General features: G+C 69.7%; 13 protein-coding genes. All 13 read right to left on the reverse strand.

The genetic code is table 11. The features are described 5' to 3' along the window. Window positions 1–2 precede the first annotated feature (2 nt). A complete protein-coding gene (locus WH85_RS07020; protein WP_157410850.1) occupies window positions 3–3,992 on the reverse strand; it encodes a coiled-coil domain-containing protein in 3,990 nt (1,329 codons plus the stop codon). A gap of 474 nt (window positions 3,993–4,466) precedes the next feature. Beyond that, a complete protein-coding gene (locus WH85_RS53670) occupies window positions 4,467–4,592 on the reverse strand; it encodes a hypothetical protein (protein WP_281179043.1) in 126 nt (41 codons plus the stop codon). Window positions 4,593–4,657: 65 nt separating this feature from the next. Then, window positions 4,658–5,128: a hypothetical protein gene (locus WH85_RS07025; protein WP_045740867.1), complete on the reverse strand. Its 471-nt coding sequence runs from the start codon at window positions 5,126–5,128 to the stop codon at window positions 4,658–4,660. Further along, window positions 5,121–5,702 (reverse strand): phage tail tube protein, encoded by a 582-nt coding sequence (locus WH85_RS07030; protein WP_157410851.1) that lies wholly within the window; start codon window positions 5,700–5,702, stop codon window positions 5,121–5,123. The genes WH85_RS07025 and WH85_RS07030 overlap by 8 nt, the downstream gene beginning before the upstream one ends. 100 nt (window positions 5,703–5,802) lie before the next feature. Beyond that, entirely contained in the window at window positions 5,803–6,216 is a 414-nt protein-coding gene (locus WH85_RS07035; RefSeq protein WP_045740869.1) for a hypothetical protein, read from the reverse strand. Continuing rightward, the gene (locus tag WH85_RS07040) at window positions 6,217–6,642 is read right to left on the reverse strand and encodes an HK97 gp10 family phage protein (RefSeq protein ID WP_045740870.1); all 426 of its coding nucleotides are present in this window, start codon (window positions 6,640–6,642) and stop codon (window positions 6,217–6,219) included. It lies immediately after the preceding gene. Next, window positions 6,642–7,145 (reverse strand): hypothetical protein, encoded by a 504-nt coding sequence (locus tag WH85_RS07045; protein ID WP_045740871.1) that lies wholly within the window; start codon window positions 7,143–7,145, stop codon window positions 6,642–6,644. Before WH85_RS07045 ends, WH85_RS07040 begins: the two co-directional genes overlap by 1 nt. A gap of 2 nt (window positions 7,146–7,147) precedes the next feature. Beyond that, the gene (locus WH85_RS07050) at window positions 7,148–7,483 is read right to left on the reverse strand and encodes a hypothetical protein (protein ID WP_045740872.1); all 336 of its coding nucleotides are present in this window, start codon (window positions 7,481–7,483) and stop codon (window positions 7,148–7,150) included. A 15-nt stretch (window positions 7,484–7,498) separates the two neighbouring features. After that, window positions 7,499–8,257 carry a hypothetical protein gene (locus tag WH85_RS07055; protein ID WP_045740873.1) on the reverse strand — a complete coding sequence of 253 codons (759 nt, stop codon included), beginning with the start codon at window positions 8,255–8,257 and terminating at the stop codon, window positions 7,499–7,501. Further along, the gene (locus WH85_RS46745; protein WP_052720209.1) at window positions 8,257–10,371 is read right to left on the reverse strand and encodes a hypothetical protein; all 2,115 of its coding nucleotides are present in this window, start codon (window positions 10,369–10,371) and stop codon (window positions 8,257–8,259) included. The genes WH85_RS07055 and WH85_RS46745 overlap by 1 nt, the downstream gene beginning before the upstream one ends. 26 nt (window positions 10,372–10,397) lie before the next feature. Then, a complete protein-coding gene (locus tag WH85_RS07065; RefSeq protein ID WP_045740874.1) occupies window positions 10,398–10,829 on the reverse strand; it encodes a hypothetical protein in 432 nt (143 codons plus the stop codon). A gap of 86 nt (window positions 10,830–10,915) precedes the next feature. Next, complete coding sequence (locus WH85_RS07070) at window positions 10,916–11,458, reverse strand: hypothetical protein (RefSeq protein WP_045740875.1); 543 nt, start codon at window positions 11,456–11,458, stop codon at window positions 10,916–10,918. Window position 11,459: 1 nt separating this feature from the next. Beyond that, window positions 11,460–12,401, reverse strand: coding sequence for a phage major capsid protein (locus tag WH85_RS07075; RefSeq protein ID WP_045740876.1), 942 nt, complete (start codon window positions 12,399–12,401; stop codon window positions 11,460–11,462). Window positions 12,402–12,429 lie beyond the last annotated feature (28 nt).

The following is a 12,429-nucleotide window of genomic DNA, read 5'->3' on the forward strand; positions in this document are numbered from 1 at the left end:
CATCACCCCCGCGCCATCACCGGTGTCGACCGGGCCGACTGGACCGTGCGGCGGGTGCCCGACAGCATTGCCGCCGCCACGCCGGGCGCCACGTCTCCGATGGCGGAGATGAGCTTTTCGAGGCGGTCGATGACCTGTTCCATCGTCGGCGCCGGGGTGACGGTTTCGTTGCGGCCGGTCCCGTTGTAGATGGGCGGGGACCAGCCGGGTTGCAGCCAGCCGCCGGTGTCCATGACGGGGAACTGTGACTGGCCCTTGCCGAATTTCGGCAGGATCGCGCCGAGGCGGGCCGCCCAGTGGTCGTGGGCGTTGCCGCCCGAAAAATTGTGCTGGTTCCACACTGCCCCGGTGTAGGTGTGCTTCCTGCCGTTGTGCAGGTTGTACTGCTGATACGGGGTGATCAGCTCCTTGGTGATGTTGCGGTAGTGGTCGTAGATGTACTTCGCCACGCTCTTGTCCGGCGGCACATCCACGGCCCGGTCTGTGCCGTGATACGACGGGTTGCCGGACAGGGTGCGGGCGCCCGGCCGGAACCCGGAGATCAGCCGCAGCCCGGGGAACTGCGCGCGCAAGGCCCGCATCATTCCCGCGCTGCCGCCGAACGGCGACGACCCGTTACCGGGGCCGGACGTGCCCGATGATCCCGGCGCGGCTACGAATCCGGTCACCTTGTCGACCGCGGCGTCCAGGAGCTTGCCCGGGACGGCGGTGACGAGTTTGCCCCACGGCAAGTCCTTGCCGGGCACCAGGTTGGTGAGGTTCCCGACGAGGGTTTTGATACCGCCGGCGGGGTCAGCCAGCAGACCCTTCGCCCCCGTGAGGACGTCCGATGCCTTGCCTCTGATCTTCTTCCACAGGTCCCCCAGGCCGTCACCGCTGCCGATGATGCCGCCCGACTTGAACTGGCCAGACATGGCCCGGCGTACGGCAGGGACGCCGCCAGTACGGGCGGCCTGATTCATCGTGTTGACCCAGTCGGTGCCAACCGCACGCCCAAACTCGGGCCGCATGACCGGCTCGCCGCCGGACAAGTCGAGGGTGCCGCCGGTCGGCGAGTAGAACCGGTGGACGTCACGGCCCGGGGTGTAGCCGGGCAGAACACCGCCCTTCGCGAAGCCCTTTGGCAGGGAAATCTTGGCGGCTTCCTTGACCCCGAAGAACTTCGCGATCTTGTTGTAGCCGCCGATCAGTCCGCCGTTCAACACGGTGTTGACCACAAAACGGACTGGCTCTTTCGCCACGTCGGTCAACTTCGACCACGCCGTTTTGATCGCCCCGACGCCGGTGGTGAAAGCGTTCGGGATTGTCTTCGTGACGAATGTCTGGATCGGGGTGAACACGTTGTTCTTGATGGCCGTCCACACGTCACCCAGGCCGGTACGGATCGCCCCGAATGCCGTGGTCACCTTCGTCTTCGCGGTGGCGAACGCGTTTGGGATCGTCTCCATCACAAACGTGCGCATCGGCGTGAACACATTCGTTTTGATCGACGTCCACGCCGACGACAGGCTGTTACGGATCTCCGTCCAGCGCGCGGACGCCTTCTCCTTGAGCTGCTGGAAGCCGTTCGGGATGGTTACCGTGACGAAGGTCTTCAGCGGGTTGAACACCTGCTGGACGAGTTGGTTCCAGGCGCCGGTGATGGCCTTGCCCGCGGCGTCGAAGAACCCGCCGATTTTCTTCGCCCAGCTGATCGCGGTGAGGATCCAGCCCTGGATGAGGGTGACCCACTTCTCCGCGTCGGTGATCAGTTTGCCCATGGCGGGCAGCCACACATTGACCAGCTTGCCGATGAATTCGCTGGCCATCGCCACCCACAGGCGGATCTTGTTCTGGTTCTCGGGGTCGCGCAGCCAACCCAAAACCCGGGTGAGGACGCCTTCGACGCCGCCGAGGAACGACCCGGAGGCTTCCTTCGACTGCGGGAACAGGATCGCGATGATCTCGCCGAAGATGCGGAAGACCAGCCCGCCGATCCGGAAGATCTGATCCAGCGTCTTCGCGGCCCCGGCCATGAACGAGTCGAGCTTGCCGGACTCGTCCGCGCTCTTCATCCACGCGCCGAACTTGGTGAAGATCCCGCCGATCAGATCGCCGATGACCTGAAGGACAGGCTTCGCGCTGTCGCCCAGCCGGGCCAGCCCGTCGAACAGGCCCGGCAACCCGGCACCGATCCGGGACATCATCTCGCCGAACCCGTCGACTGCGCCCTTCACGTTCTTGATGAATCCGGCCTCGCCGAACTTCTTGAATAGGCCGTCGCCGATGATGTTCAGCCGGTCCGCGAGCCCACCCAACGACTCCTTCAGGTGCGGAATCCACGTGTCCGCAAGCTTCTGCACCTGCCCGGACACGCCATCGAGGAGCCGGTCCTGCACGAATTTGCGCAGCTCCCCGAACGGCTCCCGCAAACCGAACAGAGTCTTCACCAGGTCGCGGGCGTTCGGGCTCAGCTCCGCCATCTGCTGGTTGAGTTTCTCCAGCGCGGACCCGCCGGCGAGCCCGGCCTGAGTGGACGCCTGCCCCAGTGCCCGCTGCGCCGCCGTCACCGCCTGCGACGCCTGCGCCAGCTGGTAGGCACCCTGACGCTGCTGGTTCTGCCTCGAACGGCGCGCCTCATCCAGCGCACGCTCAGCCGCCTCGACTTTCTGCGCCCCGGCGACCCGGGCATCCTCCGCGGCCTGCTGCGCCTTACGGACCTCCGCCTCAGCGGCTGCCACACCGCGGCGGGCATCCGCCACACCCTTGTCGGCCTGCGCGATGCGTTCCCGTGCCCGCGTGACCTCGTCGGACCCCTCGACGCCCTTCTTGACGGCGTCCTGCTGTTCCGCCGCGAGGCGTTTGCCGCGGACGGCGAGGTCGTTGAGTTGGGCGACCTGCCGTTCGTAGGTGAGTTGCGCTTGGGCCTTCTGCTCGGCGGTGGCCTTCGGATCCGCGAGGACCTTGTTCAGGGCCTTCTGCGCCTCGGCCACATCCAGTTGGGCCTGCCGCTGGTCCAAGCCGTTGTTTTTGACCGCGCTGGCGAGGTCTTCGAGGTTACGTCGCGCGTCCTCCTGCGCCTCGGTCAGATCGCGGCGAACCTGCAACGCCGCCCGCTCGGCATCCGTCAACGCCAGCTGGGCGTCACGGACCCGTTGCCCGGCGGCGACGATCTGTTCCTGCGCGGCTTTGGCTTGGCGGGCAGCTTCTTGCCGGGCCTGACCGACCGCCCGTTCGGCGTCGGCGATCTGCTGCGCGGCACGACGGGACGCCTCCGCCAGGGTGGCGCGGGTGTTGGCCTGCGCCGCGAGCGCCGACTTCACCTGATCACTGGCGTTCGCGACCGCGTTCTGAGCGCCGGCGAACGACGCCGACGACTTCGCCGCCTCGTCCTGCGCCGCGACCATCGCCGAGAAAGCGCCGCCGACCCCGCCCAACCCCAGCTTGAGAGTGAGCGCGCCAGCCGCCAGCCCGAACAGTGCCCCGGACGCGGCACCCAGCAGGCCGCCGACCGTGGCGACCACCGGGGCCAGCGCCAGAAACGCCACACCCAAACCGACTGTCGCCGCAGCACCGGCCAGCAACGCCGTGACAACCGCGCCGATGGCCAGATTCAGGCCGCCCGTCGCCGCGGTCAGCGCGGCACCCGACGCCGCGGCCCCCACCATCGCCGTGCTGATCTGCCCGCCCGCCTGCACCGCGGACTGGCCCAATGTCGAGAAGAACGTGCCGGCGATCCCGGACACGCCGGAGAACGCCTGCCCGAGCAGCCCGGCGACCGTGCCCGCAAGGGAGGTGACGCCCTGCTGCGCCCGGCCGGTGTCGACGTCCACATCGACGTCGACGTCCCTGCCGTCGAGCTTGTCGACCTGAGCGGTCAGGGCGGCCAGCTTCGCCACCGCAGCGGCAACATCGGCCTTGACCTGCACGCTCGGCGACTGCGCCGCGAGAGCCTGCAACTGCTGCTCCAGGTAGCGGACCTCGGCGACCGCCCGCCCGGCGTCCAGGTCCACGCCGATCGTCTTCGACGCGAGCGCCCCCAGCTGGGCGGACAGGTCCCGCAGCTGCTGCTCGGCCTTGTCTTTCGCCACCCCGACGGTGATCGGCGGCAGGGCCTTGGCGGCCTGCGTCAGCTGCTTTTTGAAACCGTCGGCGAACGACCCGCCGGACTCCTCACCGGACTTGCGGGTGCGGGTCTTGTCCGGGCCGACCGGCGCGTCCTTCGTCTTCTCACGCGCCCGGTCGGTGAAGCCCTTCGCGAACTCGTCGGCGACGGCCTTACCGATGTCGGCGCCGGACGCGGCCATGACCTTCGTCAGAGACTCGGCGAGGGACTTGCCCAGAGTCCGGCCTGCGGTCTTGCCGGCCTTGTCGAGGTCCCCGTCGAGAGCCCGTTCGGTGTCCTGCCGGAACGACGACGTGTCCGGCCGGATGCGCACGAAGGCGGTAGCGAGCGGGGTACCCACGGCACCCCCTCGACGGCTCTCTCAGGAGGGAAGGGTGCGGGAGAATTCGCGGGTCAACGCATCGTCGAGCCGGTCAGCGTGCAACGGCGCGTACAGGTCGTCGTCGAACTGCCGCATGATCCGGGCCCGGTCCTTGCCGTCCGCCATGACGAGGGCGTCCAGCAGCTGCCGCTTCAGGTAGGTGTAGACCAGGTTGCACAGCCGGCGCGGTGTCAGGCCGTCAAGCGGGCCCGCATCTGTTCCGCCGTCTCCAGGCTCTCCCCGTACCCCTGCACCAGACGCAAGGTCGAGGACCCCTTCGAGTTCGCCGATGTTGCGGGCGGCCCAGCCGAGGAGACGGCGGGCCGCCGGGTAGGGCGGGCGGTCACCAACTCGATGGCCTGCCCCACCACGGCCAGCAGGTCGTCCTCGTCGGCGGCGGTCTCGTCGGCGTGGTCGCCGAACCGTTCCCAGTCCTCCTCGACGATGCACGCCCTGAGGAGCTTGTACATGGCGGCCAGGGTTTTCATGCCGCCGGTTTCCTCGCCGGAGTCGGCCATCGCCGCGAACCGCAGCAACGCCATCTTGCCGATCTTGTCGCGGAGTTTGAAGTGTTCACCCATGAACTCGATGCGCAGGTCGTCGACGAGTTCGATACCTTCGGCGCGGGCCTGGAGTTCGTGGACGTCGAGGACATCAGCCACGGATCGTCCCGGCGGTGTCGTACAGATAGGGGTCACCGTTCGCGTCCGGCTCGAACTTGAAGTTGACGGGCAGGCCCGCATTGTCGGCGCCCTTACGGCGGCTGATGGAGATCGAACCGACCTGGAAGGCCTGCTGCGCGACGATCCGCTCGGTGGAGTCGCTGGACTCCCAGCCGATCATGCAGCGGATTTCCTGCCCGAGTGCCGGCAGTTTGTACGTGGTCCTCAGTGTCGCCCCCGAGCCGGAGGTGGTGAGGGTGCCGCCGTTGAAGACCCTGCGCATGTTCGTGGCGTGGATCTGCATCATCTCGAATTCCATGCCGACCGTGCGGCCGGTGGTGACGTTGGCGATGGCTTCCAGGTATTCGGCGGCCTCCACCTCCTCCGAGTCGAGTTCCACGGAGAAGTCGTGGCCCTCCCTCGTCACGCCGAGGAGGTTCCAGCCGACCGGCCATGCGTCGGTGAACACCGACCCGGCCACCGTGTACGAGGGGAGGCTGGTGCCGAGGTTGGCGTACAGCAGCCATCCGGCGCCGAACGACAGGGCGTTCTTCGGCGCGACCATACTGGGCATGAAGATCCTTTCCGGGGCGCTGCGCCCTGAAGCGAGGCATGACGAAGACCGCCGTGGCGTCACGCCAGGCGGTGAGGAGAAGTGCGAGAAAGGGGCGCGGTCAGGTCGCGCGCAGGAACAGATCCGCTGACACCACGTAGCGGGGGACCGGGCCGTCCGGCGACCAGAACGGGGCCGTCACGTTGTCCGCCACCAGCACCGCCCCCGCGCCGGCCCGGCCGTCGAGGGCTTCGAGTTCGTTGGCGACCGCCGTCGCGGCGAGTGATGCGGCTTCACGGGTGCGGGCGTAGACGAGCCACGACAGCAGTGCCCTCATGTCGGGGTTCTCCGCCGACAACGCGGCCGAGCCGCCGACGAGCTGGATTTCCGCCCACGGCTGGTTGTCGCCCCGTAGCTGTCCTCGAATCGCGCCTTTGGCGAGCGGGTTGCCCGGCCCGACGAGGGTGGAGGTGAGGGAGTTCGTCCAGTCCCGGGCGACTTGTTCGGCGTCGGCGAACACCGGCAACGGGATCACCTACCTGTCCCGGGCGGCCTCGATGCTGGGGCGGATGAACGGTTGAGCTTCGGTGCCGGGGTGCTGGACTTCTCGGCCGAAGACGCGCCCGTCGGCGGCGCGCAGCGGGTAGTCGCCCTTCGGCCGGATGACGTGCGGTGCCGTACCGAACTCGACGTCCACCGGGTAGGGATGCCCATCGGGGGTTTCCGCGGTCGGCCCGACGTCGGCGTAGATCCCTTCGGCGTCACGGCCGTTTCGGACGGTGATGCTGTCGCGCATGTACCCGGGCTCCCGGCCGTGGGAGCCGTCCGCCGACACCGGTGCGAGGCGTTCCTGTTCGGCCTCGACCCGGGCAGCCCGGGCCGCGAGGTCCTCCCCGACCGGGCCGCGCGCCGACCGCAGCAGCCGGTCCTCTTCGCGCCGGTTCCAGCGGATGCGGGCCATCAGAGGTTGTCGTAGTCGAAGTCCTGGAGCTGGGCGACGGTCGAGTCCTTCGCAGTCTGCTCATTCATGCCGCGGGCGATCGCGTACTTCACCCATTCCGGCTTCTTCGCGTCCTGGGTCGGCGGCTCCGGCGTGTTGGCCTGCTCCGCTGCCTGTTCGGCGACCGCGTCGGGCAGCGGCTCGTCGACGACCTGTACACCCTCGACTACGGTCGGGTCCACGTCGAAGACCGGCTGGCGGTCGGCCATCTGGTCGCGGGTCATGTCGTCGATCTCCGCCTGGTCGAGGCCCTGACCGAGCCAGTACGCCTCCCACTCGTGGCGGCGGGCGTTACCTGCTGGCCGGGGGATGACGTTGACGTTGGCGGGCAGGACCTCGCGGCCTACGACGAGGCCGAGGTTCTGCACGGCGTCGGCGGTGACGTCGTCGCCGGGGTTGTAGGCGCGGACCCCGTTCGGGCCCTGGATGGCGGTGACGGCGGTGTATTCGGCGTTCGGTCGCATGATCAGGCCCCAATCACCCAGTATTTGATCTCGGTGGCGGTTCCGTCGATGGTCAGACCGACCCTGCCGTTGGCATCTCCGTAGTTAGCCGGCACCCGCACCAGCTGGTATGTGCTCGCCGCGATCGCATAGCGGCGCTTACCTGGCGTTGCCGCGCTGCCCACCGGCAGGCCGTCGAAGAGGTAGCCGATCGCCAGGTCCACGTTGTGAACTCCGGCGCCGGAGTTGAACACCAGCAGGGTGCATCCGGCAGGAACCGTGTCGGCGGACGCGGTTCCGTTGCGCTGGACGATGGCGACGCCCGCGCTGCTGGGGGCGTCGGCGGCGTAGTCAGCCACGGATTCTCCTTCGGGTTAGTAGAGGTAGCGGTCGCCCCACGGCACCGCGGCGGGGAACGAATAAATCGGGAGAACCTCGAAGGATCCGTCGGCGTCGCCGTCCTCGAGGTCACGGATCGCGGCTTGGAGCCGGTCGAGGTCTTTGTCCGCGCGCGCCTCGAGGGCGGCGGCGGTGGCGAGGCTGTCTTGACCGGTGCGGTCGTCGCCGTACGCGCGCAGGATCATCGCCGCGGCCCGGCGGGCGGCGATCGCCGACGCGAGGGGGTGCAGGCTGTCGGGGACCGTTCCGGCGAGGGCTTGGACTTCGGCGACCGCATCGTTGATGTGGCGCTGGGCGACGTCGCCGGTCGGGTTGGTGCGTTGATCGAACGTGCCCAATTCGATCGCGCTGCCGGGTGTGGTCTGGTCGACGGTCAGCCGCGGCACATAGGCGGCGACCCGGGACAGGCCTGGCGACCAGGTTGGGCCTCCCGCTGCCGGGGGTGCGGTGACCCACACCTCGACGTCTTCGGTGCCCTCACCGGTGCCGGTGGTCTGCCAGTGCAGGACGGTCCGGCCGGGCAGCGGGTAGACGATCGGGTCGACGGCCTGCCAGCGCTGCGTGTACTCGGCCGGGCTGGAGCCGGGAACCTGCACGAGTGGGCCCGCGGCGACCGGCACCGGCACGGCTGGGGCGCCGGGGAACACGGCGGTCAGCGTGACCACGGTGTCGATCGCGGCCGGGGCGACGACGATCCACGGCTGGTCGGCGTCACCGACACCAAGATCCGACATCACACCCCCGTTCCGAGGCCGCGGCTGCTGCCGGTCGTGTACGTGGGCCGGACGGCACCGGTAGTGAAGGCGCCCGGGCGGCGGGGCAGGATCGGGGTGTCGTTGCCGAACCCGGTCAGGGCGGGCAGGCTCGCGGCGAGGGCACCGGTAGCGGTCGCGGATCCTGTCGCGGCGCCGGCGAGCGCGGGTAGGACGGCGGCGGCCTGCCCGGGTGTGGTGAGTGCTGCGGCGATCGTGGCGGTGAGCTGCGGTAGCCCCGCCGACAGGATGGCGGCGACGGTGACGGTTCCGGCGGCGGAACCTGTGACGGTGGGCAGGACGGTCGTGCCGACGCCCGCGGTGGTGGCCGTGCCTGAGGCGGCGGCTTGGACGGCGGGTAGTGCCGGGGCAGCTGTTCCGGCGGCCCGCGCAGAACCCGCCCCGGAGGCGGCGAGGGCCGGGAGTAGTGCCGCAGCGGCGCCGGACGTGCTTGCGGATCCGGCCCCGGCCCCGGTGAGGGCGGGCAGCGACGCGCCGATCTGCCCTGATGCCCCACCGCCGGTGGCGGCGCCGCGGAAGGCAGCGGCGAGCAGATACCGGTCGTAGGCGGGCCCGGTCCACGACACCGACGGCGTTTCAGCGGCAGGCCCGGCCGGGGTTTTCGCGGCGACGGCACCGTACGCGCCGGTCGTGCCGCTGCCGGACGACCCGGATGTCAGCCCGGTGTACCCGGACGACCAGGCGGGTGCGGCCGGGGCGGTAGTGAAGTTGTGGACGGCGGCGAACGCGATCACCAGGTCGTTGCCGTCGACCAGCGCACCGGTGGACGGGGCGGGGCTGGCGCTCGCGGCGAGGAACGGGGCCTGTTCGGCGACGCTCACGTCCAGGCCTGCGGTGTTCGCCACCCGCACCCACAAGGCGGACGTGTTGGAGGCGACCCCGCCACCCAAGTCGATGGTGGCGGTGCCGGTGCCGCCAGCACGGGTGTACAGGTAGGCGCCCTGGAAACCGACGGACGAGACGACCAGGTCCCAGCCGGGCACGCTCACGGTGTTGTCGGAGTTGATGGCCAGGACATCCAGCACGCCGGGGCCGGTGGTGCCGCCGCCCGTGTACGTGACCACAGTGCCTGAGGTCGTGAACGCGAACGCCTGCGGTGTGCCGGTGACGGTCGGCGCCACTGGTGTTCCGGTTACGTTGCCCGCTGCTTGGCCGGCCAGCGGGGGCAGGGCGGGGGTGCCTGTTGCTGACGCCCGCCCGGCACCGGTGGCCGTGCCGGTGAGTGTGGGCAGTGCGGCAGCCGAGGTTCCCGTGGCCCGGCTCGTGCCGGTCCCGGCCGCGGTGAGTGCCGGCAGGGTGGGCCCGGCTGTTCCGGAGTTCCGCACCGTTCCGGCCGCCGCGCCGGTGACCGCGGGAAGGACCGGGGTGGCCGTGCCCGTGCTGCGTGCCGTTCCGGATCCGGCCGCGGTCAGGGCGGGCAGCGCCGGGGTTGCGGTGCCGGAAGCCTGCGCCGAACCGGTCCCTGCACCGGTCACGGCGGGCAGTGACACCGCGGCGGTACCGGTGGCACTCGGCACCGTGTTGACGTTGTCGGCCTCGGCGACGTTCGCCGTGCCGCTGTCGCGGTGCGCCTCGACGTTCAGACTGAGGTCTGCCGCGGCGGCCAGCCACGCCGGGGTGGTGAGCGTCCGCAGCGTCGTCCACGCCGACGCGTCCGGGCTCGTCTCGAACAGGGTGTTGCCGCCGGAGACCCGGATCCGCACCCACCGGTGGGAGGTCGCGCTGTACGCGACCGTTGACGGTGCCGGATCGTAGTAACCCGACCTGCTCTTGGCCTGGATATTGCCGGTGACCGTGTCGATGTGGATGCTGACGTCGGTGCCGCCGGGCTGACCCGGCGAGTAGAGCAGCACATCGACGTAGCACTCAGTCGCGCCGTTCGCCGCGGGCGCCCACACCTGGAGGTACACGCTGTCGAGGGTGTGGACGTACCCGGACTGGAGGGCGGCGTAGCCGGTACCGCACGGAATCTGGACCCGGCCGCCGCTTTCGGTGATGCCGCCGTACGAATTCGGCCACTTCGACGACAGGGTCCCGTCGTCGAAGTCGTCGACGAGGGTGGAGGTGGCGGGCATCCGCGCACCCCCTCACCCCGTGCCGGTCAGGCTGCGGGCATCGTCAGGGTCAGCGAGGTCACCGCGACGGTCAGGCCGATCGAGATGGTGGTGGTGTTCAGCTGAAGATCGCCGCCGCCGCCGGTGGCGGTGACCGACCCGTCGACCATGCCCAGGCCGGTCGTGCCCGCTTCGGTGGAGTCGACGAGCCGCCACCACCCGGCGGTGCCCGCGGCGACACCGGTGCCGGACAGGGCCGGTGACTGCGCCGCGGTGATCACACCGGCGGAGGCGGCCCCGAAGCTGGGATCGTTGAGGGTGATCTCGGCCAGCAGGGTGCCCGACGCGGTAGTTCCCGGCCCGGCAGGCTGAGTACCGGTGTAGATGCGCAGCCTGCCCGCGGCGGGACCGCCGTCAACGAGGTCACGGACCGCCCCGGCAAGGGCGTTACGGGCGGCGGTGGAGATTCGGATGGCCATCGGTGCCGCCCTCCCAGACGGTCAACACGCAGTGGAAGTTGGGTCCTGCGGGGCCGGGCCCGTCCAAGCCCGGCCCCGCAGGAAGATCAGGACTGCTGCTTTGCCAGCTTGATCAGGTCGGCCTTGTCGGCGTCCTTGACCGCGTCGTAGTCCTGGCCGCGGCCCACCAGGTACTCCACCCACACGGCCTGACCGGCGCGCCCGTCCGGCTCCGCACCGCCGTCGGGCAGCTTCGCCCGCGCCGCGGCCCGCTTCTCGGCGAGTTCCTGATCGGCCTTCGACGGTTCGGTGGCCTTGTCGATCGCGCCCTGATCCGTCACCGTCTCCCGGATGCGGTCGGCGGCGCCGAGAGCCGGATCGGTGCGGGGCTCCTCCGGTTTGCCGCCGCGCAGCACGTCCACGGTCACCGCGTCGAGCCCTCGCGCCGGATCCTGCTGTACTGCGGCATTCGGTGCGATCGGCGTGGCGCCCATCTCGGCGATCAGCCCGTTGTCCAGCAGATGCTTCAGCCGGTCCGCCGACACGCCCGCGGGGACCGGCGCGCCCTTGTACAGCATCTGCATCGACCGGGTACCGCCCAGTTCCTGCACTTCGACGTGGGCGCATTCGCCCACCACCTGATATGTCATGTCAGGTGCCCGAGATCTGCCGGGCAGCGAGGGGGTCGGTGACGACCGGGACGGTGAGCCGGCGCGCCCACACGTTCCACGCGTCCCGGTTCTTGATCCGGTCGGTCTGGACCTGGATGCCGTTCTCCGCGGACGCGTAGCCGGGGTCGAGGTCCGTTTCGTCGGCGAGGCCGCCGAGGGCGTGGGAGTCGAGGACCCACACACTGTCGGTGCCGCCGGGCATGTTCGCCACCGGCGTCTTGATGACCTTCAGGTCGGCGATCGTCTCGATCGTCCCGCCGTAGATCGGGTTGTCGGTCGTCTCCCGCTTGCGGAGCTGGGCGACCTTGTCGTCGGACACCATGTACGCGTACTTGGTGTTCGTCATCAGGATCGTGTCGGCCTTGTAGCCCATCTCCTGGCCGTCGATCGCCGCCTTGGTCAGCTCGATGTCGCGCAGGATCGTGGCGGTGGCCAGGTTCGACCAGGCGGCGGTCGCGGTGATCGGGGTGGCGTTGACCGCCGACACGATCGCGGCGATGGTCAGCCGGTCGATCTTCTGGATGAGGGTGTTGATGACGATCCGTAGCGCCCAGTCGATCGCGCTGCCCATCGGCACCGACCGCTTGATGCGCTCGTCGGTGAGTTCGGTGGCCTGGCCCCACTTCTTCACCTGCGCCAGCGCGGCCGTGCCGGACAGCGGCAGGGCCCGCGGGTACTCACTGCCGGGCGCGACGGCGGTGATGCTGCGGTTGGTGAAGAGGGGCTGGTCGTTGATCTCGTACGCGACCGCGCCGCCGCTCGACCGGTACTTGGCCAGCAGTAGCTGGTCCGCGACGAACTGGATGTCGGTCAGCTCCCGCAGACGGCGCGAGATGGCCGTCGGGCTGGCAAGCATCCGGTTGATCGTGAGGAGATCACCGGACAGGCTCGCCGGAGCGGGCGGATATGCCTGAAGCGGCATCGGGTCCTGCCTTTCGCCCTGCGTCTGG

Origin of the sequence: Actinoplanes rectilineatus, from assembly GCF_000962825.1 — a bacterium.
GTDB classification, from domain to species: domain Bacteria; phylum Actinomycetota; class Actinomycetes; order Mycobacteriales; family Micromonosporaceae; genus Actinoplanes; species Actinoplanes rectilineatus.